15 protein-coding genes and 1 other annotated feature are annotated in these 16647 nt (G+C 37.7%); of the genes, 10 read left to right on the top strand and 5 right to left on the bottom strand.

Annotation, left to right across the window (positions count from 1 at the left end; genetic code table 11):
* Positions 1-142: 142 nt before the first annotated feature.
* From ACI6MV_RS02370 to ACI6MV_RS02360, 3 genes are all read left to right on the top strand, one after another.
* Positions 143-1738 carry a xylulokinase gene (locus ACI6MV_RS02370; protein WP_407268261.1) on the top strand — a complete coding sequence of 532 codons (1596 nt, stop codon included), beginning with the start codon at positions 143-145 and terminating at the stop codon, positions 1736-1738.
* 255 nt (positions 1739-1993) lie between these two features.
* Positions 1994-2335: a DMT family transporter gene (locus tag ACI6MV_RS02365; RefSeq protein WP_407268260.1), complete on the top strand. Its 342-nt coding sequence runs from the start codon at positions 1994-1996 to the stop codon at positions 2333-2335.
* The gene (locus ACI6MV_RS02360) at positions 2335-2646 is read left to right on the top strand and encodes a DMT family transporter (RefSeq protein ID WP_407268258.1); all 312 of its coding nucleotides are present in this window, start codon (positions 2335-2337) and stop codon (positions 2644-2646) included. The genes ACI6MV_RS02365 and ACI6MV_RS02360 overlap by 1 nt, the downstream gene beginning before the upstream one ends.
* Before the next feature lie 121 nt (positions 2647-2767).
* Here ACI6MV_RS02360 and ACI6MV_RS02355 read toward each other — a convergent pair whose 3' ends face one another.
* The 3 genes from ACI6MV_RS02355 to ACI6MV_RS02345 all read right to left on the bottom strand — a co-directional run bounded on the left by ACI6MV_RS02355 (position 2768) and on the right by ACI6MV_RS02345 (position 4362).
* A complete protein-coding gene (locus tag ACI6MV_RS02355; RefSeq protein ID WP_407268257.1) occupies positions 2768-3310 on the bottom strand; it encodes a hypothetical protein in 543 nt (180 codons plus the stop codon).
* Positions 3311-3392: 82 nt separating this feature from the next.
* Entirely contained in the window at positions 3393-3962 is a 570-nt protein-coding gene (locus tag ACI6MV_RS02350) for a YdcF family protein (protein WP_407268256.1), read from the bottom strand.
* A 91-nt stretch (positions 3963-4053) separates the two neighbouring features.
* Positions 4054-4362, bottom strand: coding sequence for a hypothetical protein (locus ACI6MV_RS02345; protein WP_407268255.1), 309 nt, complete (start codon positions 4360-4362; stop codon positions 4054-4056).
* Positions 4363-4598: 236 nt separating this feature from the next.
* On the opposite strand from ACI6MV_RS02345, the gene ACI6MV_RS02340 reads away from it, so the two are divergent.
* The 4 genes from ACI6MV_RS02340 to ACI6MV_RS02325 all read left to right on the top strand — a co-directional run bounded on the left by ACI6MV_RS02340 (position 4599) and on the right by ACI6MV_RS02325 (position 9883).
* Positions 4599-6062 carry a YcdB/YcdC domain-containing protein gene (locus tag ACI6MV_RS02340; protein WP_407268254.1) on the top strand — a complete coding sequence of 488 codons (1464 nt, stop codon included), beginning with the start codon at positions 4599-4601 and terminating at the stop codon, positions 6060-6062.
* Positions 6063-6208: 146 nt separating this feature from the next.
* Positions 6209-6766: an AAA family ATPase gene (locus tag ACI6MV_RS02335; RefSeq protein ID WP_407268253.1), complete on the top strand. Its 558-nt coding sequence runs from the start codon at positions 6209-6211 to the stop codon at positions 6764-6766.
* 74 nt (positions 6767-6840) lie between these two features.
* Positions 6841-7056: a binding site (T-box leader), on the top strand.
* Between the two features lie 46 nt (positions 7057-7102).
* On the top strand, positions 7103-8791 hold the full coding sequence (argS, locus tag ACI6MV_RS02330) for an arginine--tRNA ligase (protein WP_407268252.1): 1689 nt from the start codon (positions 7103-7105) through the stop codon (positions 8789-8791).
* Between the two features lie 30 nt (positions 8792-8821).
* Positions 8822-9883, top strand: coding sequence for a DmpA family aminopeptidase (locus ACI6MV_RS02325; RefSeq protein ID WP_407268251.1), 1062 nt, complete (start codon positions 8822-8824; stop codon positions 9881-9883).
* A 123-nt stretch (positions 9884-10006) separates the two neighbouring features.
* Here the strand turns inward: ACI6MV_RS02325 and ACI6MV_RS02320 are convergent, their stop codons facing one another.
* Both ACI6MV_RS02320 and map read right to left on the bottom strand, forming a co-directional pair.
* Entirely contained in the window at positions 10007-12673 is a 2667-nt protein-coding gene (locus tag ACI6MV_RS02320) for a YhgE/Pip family protein (RefSeq protein WP_407268250.1), read from the bottom strand.
* A 178-nt stretch (positions 12674-12851) separates the two neighbouring features.
* Positions 12852-13595 carry a type I methionyl aminopeptidase gene (map, locus tag ACI6MV_RS02315; RefSeq protein WP_407268451.1) on the bottom strand — a complete coding sequence of 248 codons (744 nt, stop codon included), beginning with the start codon at positions 13593-13595 and terminating at the stop codon, positions 12852-12854.
* 271 nt (positions 13596-13866) lie between these two features.
* On the opposite strand from map, the gene ACI6MV_RS02310 reads away from it, so the two are divergent.
* The 3 genes from ACI6MV_RS02310 (at position 13867) to ACI6MV_RS02300 (ending at position 16479) form a co-directional block, all read left to right on the top strand.
* A complete protein-coding gene (locus tag ACI6MV_RS02310; RefSeq protein WP_407268249.1) occupies positions 13867-14574 on the top strand; it encodes an HAD family hydrolase in 708 nt (235 codons plus the stop codon).
* Between the two features lie 170 nt (positions 14575-14744).
* A complete protein-coding gene (locus ACI6MV_RS02305) occupies positions 14745-14903 on the top strand; it encodes a hypothetical protein (protein ID WP_407268248.1) in 159 nt (52 codons plus the stop codon).
* Between the two features lie 577 nt (positions 14904-15480).
* Positions 15481-16479, top strand: a complete 999-nt coding sequence (locus ACI6MV_RS02300; RefSeq protein ID WP_407268247.1) for a tRNA dihydrouridine synthase — start codon at positions 15481-15483, stop codon at positions 16477-16479.
* Positions 16480-16647: the final 168 nt, after the last annotated feature.

Raw genomic sequence — 16647 nt, 5'->3', positions numbered from 1 at the left:
GTACGTACAAGATGGTTCTTGTATGTAATGAAATGAATTGAATTGAATACCACTTTACTTTAGAAATGATGATACTCATAAGCACGTATATGAAAACGGTTGCTATAACTACTTGCTAAATCTATTTTTGGAGGAATGTCAAATGAGTCAAGCTGTAAAAAATGCAATTCAAAATGGTAAGACAGTACTTGGTATTGAATTAGGGTCTACACGAATTAAAGCAGTTCTGATTGGTGAAGATCATACACCAATCGCTTCTGGAAGCCATGATTGGGAAAATAGTTATGAAAATAATATGTGGACATATAGCGTTGAGGAAATTTGGAAAGGGCTGCAAGACAGTTACGCAAAGATGGCGAGTGATGTCGAACAGCAGTACGGCATTACTTTACAAACTGTAGGCGCGATTGGCTTTAGTGCCATGATGCATGGCTACATGGCTTTTGGGAAAGATGATGAACTTTTGGTGCCTTTCCGAACATGGCGTAATAATATAACCGAACAGGCATCGACAGAGCTAACAAATCTATTTAACTATCAAATTCCGCAAAGATGGAGCATTGCTCATTTATATCAAGCAACCATAAATCAAGAGGAGCATGTTAGTGACATTCGTTTTCAAACTACTTTAGCTGGTTATGTGCATTGGAAACTGACAGGTCAGAAGGTGCTTGGAGTTGGGGAAGCGTCTGGTGTATTTCCAATTGATTTAGAAACGAAAAGCTTTAATCAAACCATGATCGAACAATTTAATGCATCGATTGCACCGAAGAACTTACCATGGAAATTGGAAGATATTTTGCCGAACGTATTGGTAGCAGGGGAAAACGCTGGTGAATTAACAGAAGCAGGCGCAAAACTGTTAGATGTTACCGGAGAATTGGAGGCAGGTATTCCACTTTGTCCGCCTGAAGGGGACGCTGGAACTGGCATGGTTGCAACAAACAGTGTAGCGAAACGTACGGGTAATGTGTCTGCTGGAACATCGGCATTTGCAATGGTTGTACTGGAAAAAGATCTATCTAAAGTACATCCTGAAATTGATCTCGTAACCACACCTACAGGTAACTTAGTAGCGATGGCGCACTCTAATAACTGTACATCTGATCTGAATGCGTGGGTAGGATTATTTGAACAATTTTCTACAGCAATGGGCATGGAAGTAGATACAGACAAATTATATGAAACCTTGTTCAAGCAAGCCCTTCAAGGAGACCCAGATGGCGGTGGCTTACTTTCTTATGGCTATCTTTCCGGAGAGCATATGACTTATTTCGAAGAAGGCCGTCCATTATTTGTTCGATCTTCAGGCAGCAATTTCAATCTAGCTAATTTCATGCGTACCCATTTATTTAGTGCATTTGGTGCGATGAAAATAGGGATGGATATTCTTATGGAAGAAGAAAAAGTAAAGCTTGATGAAGTGTTAGGTCACGGTGGCATATTCAAGACAGAAGGTGTAGGTCAAAGTATGTTGGCCGCTGCATTTAATGTTCCCGTTTCTGTGATGGAAACTGCAGGAGAAGGCGGCGCATGGGGAATTGCGCTGCTTGGGTCCTACATGATTAACAAAAAGGAAAACCAAACATTAGAGGAATATTTAAATGAGAAAATATTTGTGAACCAATCAGTCAAAACAGTTTCTCCAGATCCAAAAGATGTAGAAGGTTTTGAACAATATATGAAACGTTATAAAAACGGGCTTGCAATTGAAAGAGCAGCAGTAGATCATTTATAAAGTTTCTGACACGACAGGTGTCTCCATAGAGAGAAAGTGGGGGAGTGATCTCCTGCTTTTTTCTAATTTCAAAAAACTACTTTCCAGGAACCATGCATCTAAACATTTTCAATTGAAATTAAGGGGGTTTTGCACTACACTTGCAAAGTTGAACTTGTTTACGAAATTCAGATTAGATCCTGCTATATCTGCTATTATGCTTTCATGAACAAAAACAAGCAGGTATCTTATTTCAATTGTTAAGGAGTAAAAATAATGAACAAACAATGGTTTTATGTTGTGATAGCTTCCATCTTTGAAGTGTATTGGGTGGCTGGTCTAAAATATTCAGAAAGTGTCTTAGAATGGAGTTTGACGATAATAGCGATTATTGTAACCTTTTTTCTTTTACCACTTGCTGCAAAAAATCTCCCAATTGGAACTGTTTATGCAGTCTTTGCAGGTCTAGGAACTGTCGGTACGGTGTTAGTGGAAATTGTTGTCTATGGTGAGCCTTTTCAACCATTGAAAATTCTTCTAATTGTTACGCTATTGATTGGGGTCATAGGCTTAAAGCTAGTATCAAGTGAGTCTTCAGAAAGTAAAGGTGTCGCATAATGGCGTGGTTAGCAGTTTTATTAGCAGGAATTTTTGAAGTTATTGGCGTGATAAATATCAAGCGATTAGCTATGAAAAAGTGGGATGCTATGATTTATCTAATCGTTACATTTAGTTTAAGTCTCTCGCTTTTGTCTTATGCGATGCAAACATTGCCGATGGGCACGGTTTATGGCATTTGGACAGGAATTGGAACCGTTGGGTCTACCATAATGGGAATGGTATTATACGGGGAACCGAAAGAATGGAGAAGATTGTTGTTTATTGTACTGATTCTTTCTTCGGCGGTGGGTTTGAAGCTTATTTCTTGAATAGAGTGAAGTTAGGTTATTCAGTGAACCGTGGCTGGTAAAGTAGATGGCAGTCATGTAGCTTCGGCCTAAGGGGTTACAGATGATGAATGTGCAAATACTAACATATAAGAGCCATTTCCTATTGGGAAATGCTCAACTTATTATCCGTAATATAATTGTCTAATTTATCCCTGAATTCGTTAATATCTTCCACTTGATTTAATTGTAATTTCGCTTGTCCACCATGATGATTATCTTTATCATTATAATAATTGTTATACACGATAATTTTAAGTTCATTTAACATCGTGTTCAAATCATCGAAACGGTTCGTACTTAGTTCTCTATTATTAGTGAACTCGACTTCGATCGTATGCATTATTGTTAAAAAATCTTCTGTAATTGGTCCAAGTTCTTGATAGCCTATGTCATGATCTAAGTCCTCAGAAAAGATTTGTATCTTTTCTAAATCAACTTTAGAATTCTGAATATATTGTAAAGATAAAGCTGGTTGTTCTTCATAATTCTCTAAAAAATCATCATAGGAAGTCAACACATCATATAAATCTGCGGCTAGAATATTTTCTAAACTATTCTTGTAGTCTTGGTATTTCATAAATCCTAGTATTAAGGCAATTGCCAATAAAGTGACGATAATAGCCCCGCTAACTGCTTTTATCATTGATATTCCTCCCTTGTACTTAGATATTCATCTGTACGTGTCGCATACAACAACTGTTGTTATTATGCAATCATTCATACGCTCAATATTGGAAAAGGTATTTATAATAAGCAGGGAATTCCCGAATTATCGAATATAAATCTCTAAATTCAAAGATTTCCGCATGCGCTCCATATACGTCTTCATGTCCAAATTTACTAAACGCTAATTTTGTTCGTGTGATATGAAAGTATTGTGTGATTACCATTACGGAGTCTAAATTTAAATCTTTCATTATTTCTGTAGTATTTTGAGCGGTCATGAATGAATTGTATCCGTCGTTATCTTCAATAATTACCTCTGACGGGATACCTTTATCTACTAAATATTGTTTCATTACTGTTGCCTCATCAAAGCCTTCTTTCCCTATCCCGCCACTAACAATGATGTACTTAAAATACTCGTCTTTATAAAGCGCTGCTGATTTATCTAATCTTGCTTGTAATCTAGTAGAAGGCTGACCATCTAATTCTACTTTATTACCAAGTACTACTGCTGTGTCAACACGCTCCAACTCATCAGTGAGCCCATCTATGACGATGATGATCGTATGTATGATAAACCATAAAAACAGGATGGCGAAAAGTAGTAAGCCAAATTTTTTAATAAGCATAGCCAATTTCACCCGCTCCTTTGCCAGAAAATAATACCGCTACTGCTTATTACTAAATCGCATCCTCTTTGAGAAAGATAGTTGCACACTATTACTTCACATGCTTTTTCCATTTTCCATATTCATAAGCTATGTTGATCAGTAGAAGGAATAAGAAGACTATTCCAAGGTTTCTATATTCTTCAGTGGTTAAATCGGCAAGCCAAAATAAAGCAAGATATAAAAGTAACGAAAAGGGAATACCCCATAGAGCACGTATTAACCTTCTTCTATAGGAGAGCTTATGGTAGTTCAGTATAAATCCTTTATCGATTTTTTCTATATCTTTGTACTTTACCGACATAATCATATATACGACTAGAACAACAATTAATGGAACAATTAGATATTGTAAAATCATTGTCTGCGCTCCTTTTTTAAAAATTCTGTTAATAATTTATTTTACCATGAAAATACCAATTTTTTCAAAACTATTTGTCGTCGATGTAAGTTATTTGAATGATCCATGCTGTTTTTTTAAATTATAAAAGCATAGATTAATAATGTACGTATGGTGTTAAATTCGTTGGAAAATGTTATTTGCGAAACCAAAATTTGTCATTATAATTAATTCAAATAATGATTATGGAGGAACAGATGAAAACAATGTTGCAACAACTTCAGCCTTTTTTACCAGCAACTGTCTATGATAGAGTTTCAGAATATGAAGAAGATACATTTGATTTAGTAGTGGTAGAGTCAGATGAAGAAATTGGGTCTTACTCGGTTAACGCAAAAGGAGAATTAATGACCTTTTGCATGTATGAAGAAGCACAACCTGGAGAAATACAAAAGGCGGAAATTGTTACGATCGCGGATCAATTTATCAACACATTTTATCCTGAACAACCACAAGAATATGAGTTATCGGCAGTGATAGATTTGGATAATCCTTATATGGTCATTTATGAAAAAAGGGAGGAAAAATACGGTTTATTTCTACATAGTACAGGATTTACTATATCAGTTTCCACTTCTGGACAAGTAACATATTTTACTAATTCAGATGAAAAATTTGAAGTTAAATATGCTGATGCGTTGATTTCAAAGGAAGAAGCACTGCAGAGATATATGGATAAATTGGACTTTGAAATTATGATTCAGCAACTGGATAATGAAATATATAAAAATGGCGATAATCAATATCATCTTGTATATGGGGTTTTGGAGCATGCCTTCGATATACCAGTCGATGGAACGGAGCCTGCTAGTGTACAAGAAAAACACGAATCCGAACCGATTCCAAAACAACCTGTTCCAACTGAAAGCATACATCAGCTCGTCGGCTTAACAGCTGAATATAAATTGCTAGATAAGCAGATAACGGAAGGGAAAAAAATAGAGCTATGGTCAACAAAGGACGAAGTGAAAAATTTCTCTTTTGATATGGATGAACAAGATAACGATATTGTGAAGCTTTGCTTTGATGAAAATACGTCAAGGCTTGTGCAGATCGTAAGCGGAGAAGCTATAGAAGAAAACGACGCGGAAATTGGGGAAGTGAAAGCCAGACAGGTTGCGTTTCAGTTGTTGTATAAACTCTTTTCAGATACAGATACAAGATTTCAGGTTGAAATGCTTGAAGATTTTTTAGACGATGAACTTGAGGATGAAGAAGTAATAGATGATGAAGTTGAAGAGTCCGAATCCGAAGAAGAGATCGATTTTTATGAAGAAGACATTGAATCTGAGCCTTCATATACGTTTTACTTTCACTTATTTTGTAATAAAGTACGCGTAGATCAACACGTATCTATTATGGAAGTGGGAAGGTATTCTGGAAAAGTGAATAATTTTAATCTTGATGTCCCATCTGATGCGCTATTTAAGAAGTTTCCGAGTTTACCTGTCCTTTCCAAGGAAGATGTGAAAAAAATTTACGAGAAACATGTAGAAATGGAGCTCATGTTTGTTCGTGAGTATGATGAAGATCAAAAATCAATATTTTCTTTAAGCTATGTTGCCTCTTTTCCAGACACTGTCGGCCATGTCCGTGTCATTGATGCGGTGAGCGGAAAGGCGTATTTTGTAGATGTGGGTGATGCTAGTTTTCTGCTATAGTGAAGTGTTTGCTCTTAATAATTTAGGGCCAGGTATTTTGTTATAAGACGCTTATAGTATTGATTCATGGGAACTATAAGTATGTGGTCTACGGTTTAGTTGACTGAAATGATATACTTTTAGAAAAATCCAGGCGTGAAAAAGCAGTGAGATTTGTTTTACTATTCGGACCTCAGGCAGTTGGAAAAATGACTGTCGGACAAGCGTTATCAAAAATTACTGATTTACAACTATTCCATAACCATATGACGATCGATTTGCTTGAGCCGTTTTTCGGATTTAGTCCTGAAATGTGGAGATTATCCACGCTGTTTCGTGAAGAAATATTTAAATCGTTTTCGAAAAGTGATCAATATGGAATGATTTTTACTTTTGTTTGGGCATTTAACGAAAAAGAGGACTGGGAAGCTGTTGAAAAAATGTCTAGTACATTTAGTGACCGAGGAGCCGAAATATTCTTTGTTGAGTTAGAAGCAGATGTAGAAGAGAGGCTAAAACGAAATAAAACAGCGAACAGGCTAGAGCATAAACCGACAAAAAGAAACGTCGAGCAATCAGAACACAATTTATTGAGCACGATGGACACAATGCGTTTAAATTCGGAACATGGAGAAATAAACAAAGAAAATTATTTGAGAATAAATAATTCGAAAATGAGTGCTGAAGAAGTTGCGACAATGATTAAAGAGCGGTTTGGTTTATAGGTGAGAACAAGCGAATTTCGATAAAGAGCTATTGCAATTTGTGAAAAAGTAGTTATAATAGTTTGAAATACATAAGAAATTCAATGACAAAGAGAGTAGTTGTTTGTAAAGGTACAGCGAGTCAGGGGTGGTGGGAGCCTGATTACGGCGCAAATGATGAACCGGACTTTGTAGATGCTCTTCTGAACATTAGTAGGATGAGCCGGGGTGTACCTCGTTAACAAATGGAGTGGTTTACATATAAACAAGCAGAGTGGTACCGCGGGCCAATGACAACACCCGTCTCTTTTCCTTATGGAAAGAGGCGGGTGTTTTATTATTTTAGGAGGAACTTGTATGAATTATAAAGCTATTTTTGCTGATGCGTTACACGATCAATTAAAGGAGCATGTTGAAGAAAATAAGCTAATACAGATGATTGAAAAACCGAAATATGAACATATGGGCGATATGGCTTTTCCTTGTTTTGACCTAGCCAAAATTTATCGTCAGTCACCACAAACAATTGCCAATGCGCTTACTAGTAAGATTGAGGTATCTGATTTTTTTGAAAAAGTTGAAGCCGTCAGTGGATATGTGAATGTATTTTTGAATAAACAAGAAGTGTCTGCTCGTGTGATAAAAGAAATCGTTGCAAACAAGCATCACTATGGAGATGCAAACATTGGCAATAACGGTGTTATTACAATTGACTTTTCATCACCGAATATTGCCAAGCCTTTTTCAATGGGGCATTTACGATCCACGGTAATCGGTAATTCACTAGCACATATTGTTGCTAAGTGTGGGTTTCAACCGATCAAAATTAATTATTTAGGTGATTGGGGAACCCAGTTTGGAAAATTAATTGTTGCTTATAAACTGTGGGGAGATGAACAAAAAGTAAAAGAAAATCCGATCAAAGAATTACTAAAATTATATGTTCATTTTCATGAAGAAGCAGAACAAAATGACAAATTGAATGACCAGGGGAGACATGCATTTAAGAAGTTAGAAGACGGCGATGAAGAAGCATTAGCACTTTGGAAATGGTTCAGAGAGGAATCGCTAAAAGAGTTTTCCAAGATTTATGAATTGTTAGGTGTTAGCTTCGATTCTAATCATGGAGAAGCCTTTTATAATGATAAAATGGAAAGCGTAGTTCAACTTCTAGAAGAAAAGAAATTACTGCAGGATTCAGAAGGAGCAAAAGTCGTACAAATAAACGAGGATGTACCGCCGTGTTTGATCAAGAAAAAAGACGGGACAACGCTGTATGCAACGCGTGACCTAGCTGCTGCAATTTATCGCCAAGATAATTATCACTTTGTTAAATCACTATATGTGGTTGGAAGTGAACAATCGCTTCATTTCAAACAGCTGTTTGTAGTATTAGAAAAAATGGGCTATCGGTGGCACCAAGGACTGACACATGTTCCTTTTGGAATGATGTTGAAAGATGGCAAGAAAATGTCAACACGAAAAGGAAAGGTTGTCTTGCTAGAACAGGTGTTACAAGATGCGATCAATCTCGCTAAGCAAAGTATTATCGAAAAAAATCCAACACTGGATGCAAAGGATGAAGTTGCCCGCCAGATTGGAACGGGTGCCGTCATATTTCACGATCTGAAGAACTTTCGACTTAATGATATTGAATTTTCATTAGAAGATATGCTACGTTTCGAAGGTGAAACAGGGCCATATGTACAATATACACATGCACGTGCCACTTCCATTTTGAAAAAGGGTAATTTACAGGAAAGTAATGTTCAGACTGAAATATCGGATGAAGAGGCGTGGGGGATTGTCACAAATCTGATGGCATTTCCGGATGTGGTCAAGCGTGCTTTTGATGCTAATGATCCATCTCAAATCGCAAAATACTTGCTTGATCTTTCCAAGGCATTTAATAAATATTATGGAAATGTGCGTATTCTTGATGATAACGAACAAAAACAAGCAAGATTAACACTTGTCTATTCGGTACAAATTGTGTTGAATGAAGGCTTGAGAGTTTTAGGTATTGAGGCACCAGATGCGATGTGATTATATTTATTAGTACGAGGGGGATAAACAGTGTCCAGTCAAAAAAGAATTAGAGATTATGGCGTCAAAGTAGGTAAGTTAGAAACAGGACAATACAACTCGATTACAGATGTTGAAGGAGTAACGGTAGGTCACGTAACAATTAGCGATAGTGGTACGCAAACGGGTGTTACAGCTATCTTACCTCACCAAGGAAATATGTTTAAACAAAAGCTGATTGCCTCAACCCACGTTATAAATGGCTTCGGTAAAACGATGGGAACGATACAAATTAATGAGTTAGGCACATTAGAATCGCCTATCATTTTGACGAACACATTGAGCATCGGAACAGCTGCTAACGCTTTAATTGGATATATGTTAGAACATAATCCGGAAATTGGAAGAACTACGGGAACAATTAATCCGGTTGTATGTGAGTGTAATGACATGCTGCTAAATGATGTTCGAGCAAGAGCTGTTACGCATGAACATGTAATCCAGGCGTTGAATAGTACGTCAAAACAGGTTGAAGAAGGATCGGTAGGAGCAGGGACGGGAATGCTTTGCTACTCACTAAAAGGTGGAATTGGTACTTCTTCAAGACTAATGAACATGGACCACGGGACTTACACAATAGGTGTTTTGGTGTTATCCAATTTTGGCATATTAAGTGATTTAAAGGTGAACGGTAAGGCTGTTGGGGAAGAATTGAAGGCGAGTATCCTCGAATCACGTGAGGAAAAAGATAAAGGATCAATTATTATGATCGTTGCTACGGACCTGCCTGTAACAGAAAGACAATTGAATCGGATTATCAAAAGAACGATAACAGGGTTATCACGAACAGGTTCGATGATTACTACTGGAAGCGGTGAAGTAGTTATTGGTTTTTCGACAGCGACTAAAATACCTCACGAAAAAACATCGGTTATGTCAATTCCAATGATTCATGAAGAAGATATCGATATAGCATTCCGAGCAATTGGTGAGGCTACCGAAGAAGCTGTGCTGAACTCATTAGTGACGGCAACACATGTGATTGGACGAGATGGCAATGAGCGACCTGCTTTTAAGGACTTGTTAAAGCAGTATGATATAAAGTTAACTTAAGAAGTGCTTTTTTCGGATCGAGCAGGTGGATGAATAGAGTAGCAATCCCATGAAATTCGTACCGATGACTGCATTATATTTCTACTCAGAGTAAAAAGGGGGACAATGTACCTGTCCCCATGGTTACTGAATTAACTTGCTTTTTCTTGCGGCTTCACTTACTTTCCGCAACCGTGCTGCCATTGGTTTTCGCAATAGTAAGGCAACAAAGAAGATGACGATAAAGATTGATGAAAGAACGAGCACATCTTTTAATGCGATACTTACGACAATTCCACCGACTGCTTCACGTAGCAAACTGATCGCGTACGTAAACGGAAGAAATGGATTGATTGCTTGGAAAAATGGTGGTGTTACTTGGATCGGGAATGTTCCACCAGAACCTGATATTTGTAGCACGAGTAGAATAATTGCTATTCCTTTTCCGATATTTCCAAAGATACCAATCAATGAATAAACAATCGTCATAAATGTTAAGCTGATTAGCAATGAAAATAGTACAAATCGTACAGGTGCAGCTACGTAGGCACCTAAGATAAACATATCTCCTAATGAAACGATTAGTGCTTGCGCAATGCCGATCGTAATAAACGTTAACCATCGTCCAACAAACATTTCGGACTCTCGGTAACGATTTTCTTTATTTTCCACTTCAATCGTTAACAATGACACGAGTAACAAGGCGCCAACCCATAAACTTAGTGTTGTATAAAAAGGCGTATTAGCTGAGCCGTAGTTCGGTATTGGAAACATTTTATTTTCTTTCAACTCGATCGGATTGGAGAGGAAATCACTCTCTGCTTCGATATCATTTTTTAGTAACTCGATGATTTCACCAAAGTCATAGTCTTGTTCGAAATCACGGATTTTGGTTGCTGCATTTCTAACTGTTTCCTCAAATTCAGGAAAATCTTCACGGATAAAATCAGCCAACTTATGCACAGCTGCCTCAGCTTTTGGTAAATCGTTGCGAATTACGTTGGCGGCGTTATGGATTTCTCCTTCAGCATCTGGCAAATCATTCTGGATAAACGCTGCAGCACGATGCACTTTCTCTGCAACAGCAGGAAAATCTTGAACAAAGAAATCGGCTGCTTTGTTTATTCCTGCTTTAATACTGTCCATATCGGTTGCAATTGTTGTTGCGGCAAGGTGAACCTGCTCTTCAATTTCTGGCAATTCATTCTCCAATGTTTGTAATCGCTCAGTGGCAGCTACTAATGCTGTGTTGGTATCGGCTAAAATCGCTTCAATTTCAGGAAGCATTTGTTCAGCTTTTGCCAAGTCATCAACTGCCGTTTCCGCTGTTTGACTAAACTGCTCTATTGCACTGTTAAGCTCTGGCATTATCACAGCATCATACTGGTTAACCAGGTCTGAAGCGGTAGCTTGAGCATCTGCTGCATAAACTTTCAACTGTTCAACTTCTGCACTGTCATGGGCAGGAAGAGATGCGGCGAACTCGTCTAATATTTGTAGTTCGGCTTGAAAGTTTTCTCCCAGTTTTTCGAGTTGGGCAACTTCCGCTGTTAGTTGCTCAGAATTTCTGTAATTGTTGAGCTGTGTTAGTAAACGGATGTTACTTTCTATGCTGGTAAGGCTGTTTGTTAGCTCTGCTTGCAAATTTGGAATTGTTGCAATCGCATCTTGTTCAGACAGTTGCTCGTTTTGATATTTAGTAGCAAATTGGAGCACATGCGTTGCTGTCTGCTCATAAAGCATTAGGTTTTGCTTCAATACAGGTGTAATACTTGCAAATACTTGTTCGTTAGCTTCTAAATAACGACTCGTTTCATTTGTAAAAGTATTCCCATCCGCAACAATTTGCTCAACGTTAGGCAATACTTGTTGTGCGCGAGCGACGATTTCAGCAGCTGCCTGCATATCTTCCAGTGTGGTAGAAACCGTTTCTTTTACAGTGGAAAAATTTTCATCAACTTCGACGACTGCTGCAGCAATCCGTTCCATTTCAGGCAACTTCTCCTGAATCGTTTGTATGTTCTCACCAACTTCTTGAATCATTGGTAATTTACTCTCTAACAATAAAATATTGTCACCAGCCTCCTCAATTTGAGGAAGCATTTCTTCAAGCTCTAGTACTTTTTTAGCTTGATTGCTTATTTCAGGAAGTTTTGCCTCGAGCGCAATCGTTTTTTCTCCGATTTGTTCTAAGTAAGGAAGCTGTTCTTCTAAAGCAAACACTTTCGTTTCCATGTTGCGAATGGTTGGAAGTTCGTTTTCCAACTCGATTCCAACGTCATTGAAAATAGTTAAGACTGTTTCACTGACGGTTTTCACGAAGTTACTTCCAACCTCTTGAACAATTGTTGATGCCCCAGACGACGTCATTTTTGGAGCAATTGCATTAATTTTTTCATTGACGCTATATTCAATCTCAGGTTTTTCCGGATTGTCTTCTAGTATTGTAGCGATCTTTTCTGAAAAATCAGCAGGTATGTATAAGCTGGCATAAAAATCACCGTGTTTAACACCACGCTCAGCTTCCTCATGGCTGACGAATGTCCAGCCAAGTTTATCGTTGCCTTTCAGACTTTCAATAATTTCATTTCCAACATTGATCGACTCACCGCGAACAACTGCGCCAGTGTCGTCATTTGTCACAGCTATGGCGATGTCACCTGTGTTCGAATATGGATCCCAAGACGCCATTAAGTTAAACCAAGCATATAGTGAAGGAAGTATCATTAATGCGATAATTAGAAATAATGCAACTGGACTTTTACTTACATTGATCCAGTCTTGTTTGTATATTTGCCATATGTTTTTCATGTTGATTAACACCTCTAGAAGTAACTTAGAATAAATACTTTATCACTATACACCTGTATGATAGAATTCACAATCAATGAAATTGACTAAAGGCTTGTAATAAAATAAGGTGACAGAATTGGGTTGTAAAAAGGTTATCGTCCAATAATGCGGGACAAGGGACCTGTCCCTTTGAATTTTATAAGGTAATCACAATTGGCCCATCTTTCGTAATGATAATCGTATGTTCGCATTGTGCTACCAAACTGTCTTCCGTTACGTATGTCCATTCATCGTCTTCGTATTGAAAAACTTCCTCTTCATTATTTGAAATAAAAGGCTCGAAAGCAATGACCATTCCTTCTAGTAAAGGTTCGTCATCGAATGGCTCGTGAAAATTATAAATATGGTCAGGTGACTCATGGATAGAGCGACCAATGCCATGTCCTGTAAGATTCATAATTACTTTTAATCCATTTTTCTTTGCGGTTTCTGCGACCGCTTTACCAAGTTCACTTTTCTTACAACCAGGTTTAATTTTTTTCAATCCGTTTTCAAATGCTTCTACAGCAGTTGCACATATTTTGCTTCGTTCTGGGTCTCCCTGCCCAACTACGAATGAAATACCGGTGTCGGCAAAATAACCATTTTTGCTGCCAGATACATCTATATTTACTATGTCACCTTCTTTTATTTTGCGGCTGCCAGGAATACCATGCGCCACTTCTTCATTAACACTGATGCAAGTGTATCCTGGAAAATTGTATACGCCCTTTGGAGCAGAGACTGCCCCATGCTCGCTGAATAAATTACCAGCAATTTCATCGAGTTTCTTTGTCGTAATACCTGGTACGGTTTTACTAACCAATTCCTCTCGAATGAATGCTACGATTTTACCTATTTCTTTTAAACTGTTTATATCTTCCTCTGTCTTTACAATCATCGTTGATCCCATCCGTTTCCTAAATATTTCTGTTAGTCAATTTCACCACTAGTCACACGTGCTCAATCTTATGTTGTTGTAAGTAATTGTGTACATTAATTATGAAACTGACTCACAAATGACTGTATTAACATTATCGTATTTTTAAGTCGAATTCCAGTCTTGCGGAACTAAATGCCATGGCTTTGGTGTGCGGTTTGACTACTAGGATTGTGACAAGCCTTTCTAGATATTAACCATGTTATGCTATAGATAGAGGGGGTATACAAAATTGGATACAATCATCTTTGACGTTGACGATACGTTATACGATCAAGCATTACCTTTTAAAAATGCGTGTGAGAAAATTATTACACGAACGCTGTCAGAACAGGAAGTTGCCCAACTGTACATCGCTAGCAGAAAACACAGTGATGCGCTGTTTGACAAATGGCAATCTGGACAATTAGCAACAGCGGATATGCACACATACCGAATTACGGCAGCATGCCAGGATTTACATATAGAAATCACCGAGCAGCAAGCAATTGATTTCCAAGAAGCTTATGTAACAGGGCAAAAAAGCATTACATTATTTGGAGAAGTAAAGCAGCTTTTAGATTTGCTATCCAACCAAGGTAAACAGCTTGCGGTGTTAACAAACGGAGAGCCAGAACATCAGTCTATGAAAATAAGACAGCTAGGTTTAACTAATTGGATTGCAGCAGAGAACCTGTTCATTTCTGGAGCAGTTGGACATGCAAAACCTTCTATTGAAGTCTTTTCTTATATAGAAAACAAACTTGGTTTAGACAAATCAAAAACAGTTTATATCGGCGATTCTTTTGAAAATGATGTGGTGGGAGCAAAGCAAGCGGGTTGGTACAGTATTTGGATGAATCATCGTAATAGAGAAGCACTTGAGGGGACAAGGATAAAGGCTGACCGTATCGTTTATAGCGCTAAAGAGCTTTTAGGTGAGTTTTTGAATCCGCGCTGAAGCTAAAAAACTAATAAGGGCTCTGGTGGCCACTAAATTATCAAAATTGCTATTTTACTCTTCTTTTAGAAATCCAATCAATTCAAATAGTTAGGAAGTTTAATTAAGAAGGTAACGGGAATGGTAGGTTATAAAGAAATTACTAATCTACTAACATGGAGGCGAGATGGATGCCAGATAAAGATCAGCACATCGAGTATGAAAAAAGAGAAAAGAAATCAGATCCTAGTAGGATCGCCACAACTTTTATTAAGTATACAGCTTATATAGTGATTCTTCTTATTGTTTTATGGTTCTTGATTCAATATATATTACCAATGTTTAGTTAAAGTACACTAAACGCTGATTATAAGCGTTATTTCTAAAAAGGTGTTAATCTCCAATTGGATTAACGCCTTTTTACCTTTGTGAATTGAAAAAAGTATAGTGATATTATGGAAAAAAACGTTAGTGCTAAAATGTTAAGCATCAAATTGTCTGCAAAATACAAGTTGGCCTAGTGTTCTAACTCATGCCCCCCTCTGAAAAGATTCATCTCAGTGGGGGAGGTTGTCGGGAATGGAATGATAAATTTTTACATGGCCTTGCCTATCAATCTAAATTTGAGTGTGTGCTTGAGGAAAATCCACGATAATATTACCCATTGCACAATCATCTAGTTTTGTATGGAAACAAGTAGCCTAGCACTTTGTAGGGAAATTATCTGTAAAAAAAGATTGATACATAGTGTGACGACGGTCATATATGAGATAACTTGTGAGTTAAGAGTTTGTACGTTAACTTTCGGTTGATAAATAGTGCTTATGCATGGTATAAGTATAAAAGGAGCAAAGACATCTTTGCTTTTTTATTTTTGGGTCAGCGTTTGTATCGATGCCCCGATAATGAGAGGATTGAAATTTAGATATGACAGATAATTTTTGGCTTGATTTACCTCGGCCGTTTTTTATATTAGCACCAATGGAGGATGTGACGGATGTTGTTTTCCGTCATGTAGTAAGCACGGCAGCTAGACCTGATGTATTTTTTACAGAATTCACTAATACAGAAAGTTATTGCCACCCCGAGGGGCAACAGAGTGTTCGTGGGCGGTTGACTTATACAGAAGATGAACAACCAATTGTCGCTCATATTTGGGGAGATAAACCCGAATTATTTCGACAAATGAGTATTGGAATGGCAAAAGAAGGTTTTCGTGGGATCGATATCAATATGGGGTGTCCTGTTCATAATGTGGCTGCAAATGGGAAGGGAAGCGGCCTGATTCGTCGTCCGGAACTTGCTGCAGAGCTGATACAAGCAGCAAAAGCGGGAGGATTGCCCGTAAGTGTGAAGACAAGGCTTGGTTACACGGAACTAGAAGAATGGCGCGGGTGGCTTACGCATTTATTAAAACAAGACATTGTAAATCTTTCTATTCATCTGCGCACAAGAAAAGAAATGAGTCTTGTAGATGCGCATTGGGAACTGATTCCTGAGATTAAGAAACTTCGCGATGAGGTGGCACCAGATACACTGTTAACGATTAACGGAGATATCCCAGATCATAAAACTGGCATGGAACTCGTGAACAAATACGGTGTTGATGGGGTGATGATTGGGCGTGGTATTTTTACAAACCCATTCGCCTTCCAAAAAGAGCCGAAAGAGCCTAGCAGTGAGGAATTGCTTGATCTCTTAAGGTTACATCTAGATTTGTATGATTATTATGCTAAGGAACTTGAAGCTCGTCCATTTAAAGCACTTCGTCGTTTCTTTAAGATCTATGTTCGCGGGTTTAGAGGTGCGGGTGAATTAAGAAACCAATTGATGGAGACAAATTCATCGGATCAAGTGCGTACATTACTTGATAACTTTGCATTGCATAATGCTGATACTAGTGTAGTTAGTAGCAGTGCGGACTGACTTTATGAACCGGTAAAATATTAGGATGTAATAGAAAACAGGCAGAAATGGTGCTTACCATATCTGCCTTATTTTTTTACGGAAAAAGTTAGTATGATGAAATGAACTAATTCGTCAAAACTATAACAAATGCTACACATAGAAGATACTTTTAGTTTGACAAAATAC

This window comes from Radiobacillus sp. PE A8.2 (assembly GCF_045635475.1).
Classification (GTDB): Bacteria; Bacillota; Bacilli; order Bacillales; family Amphibacillaceae; genus JBJGXI01.
This window is presented reverse-complemented; position numbering and strand designations above follow the sequence as displayed.

Excerpts from the sequence above, each read along its gene's own strand:
- ACI6MV_RS02355 (WP_407268257.1), bottom strand. The coding sequence starts at position 3,310 with ATGATAAAAGCAGTTAGCGGGGCTATTATCGTCACTTTATTGGCAATT.
- ACI6MV_RS02340 (WP_407268254.1), top strand. The coding sequence starts at position 4,599 with ATGAAAACAATGTTGCAACAACTTCAGCCTTTTTTACCAGCAACTGTC.
- ACI6MV_RS02350 (WP_407268256.1), bottom strand. The coding sequence starts at position 3,962 with ATGCTTATTAAAAAATTTGGCTTACTACTTTTCGCCATCCTGTTTTTA.
- ACI6MV_RS02360 (WP_407268258.1), top strand. The coding sequence starts at position 2,335 with ATGGCGTGGTTAGCAGTTTTATTAGCAGGAATTTTTGAAGTTATTGGC.
- ACI6MV_RS02370 (WP_407268261.1), top strand. The coding sequence starts at position 143 with ATGAGTCAAGCTGTAAAAAATGCAATTCAAAATGGTAAGACAGTACTT.
- map (WP_407268451.1), bottom strand. The coding sequence starts at position 13,595 with ATGATTGTAAAGACAGAGGAAGATATAAACAGTTTAAAAGAAATAGGT.
- argS (WP_407268252.1), top strand. The coding sequence starts at position 7,103 with ATGAATTATAAAGCTATTTTTGCTGATGCGTTACACGATCAATTAAAG.
- ACI6MV_RS02320 (WP_407268250.1), bottom strand. The coding sequence starts at position 12,673 with ATGAAAAACATATGGCAAATATACAAACAAGACTGGATCAATGTAAGT.
- ACI6MV_RS02300 (WP_407268247.1), top strand. The coding sequence starts at position 15,481 with ATGACAGATAATTTTTGGCTTGATTTACCTCGGCCGTTTTTTATATTA.
- ACI6MV_RS02305 (WP_407268248.1), top strand. The coding sequence starts at position 14,745 with ATGCCAGATAAAGATCAGCACATCGAGTATGAAAAAAGAGAAAAGAAA.
- ACI6MV_RS02345 (WP_407268255.1), bottom strand. The coding sequence starts at position 4,362 with ATGATTTTACAATATCTAATTGTTCCATTAATTGTTGTTCTAGTCGTA.
- ACI6MV_RS02365 (WP_407268260.1), top strand. The coding sequence starts at position 1,994 with ATGAACAAACAATGGTTTTATGTTGTGATAGCTTCCATCTTTGAAGTG.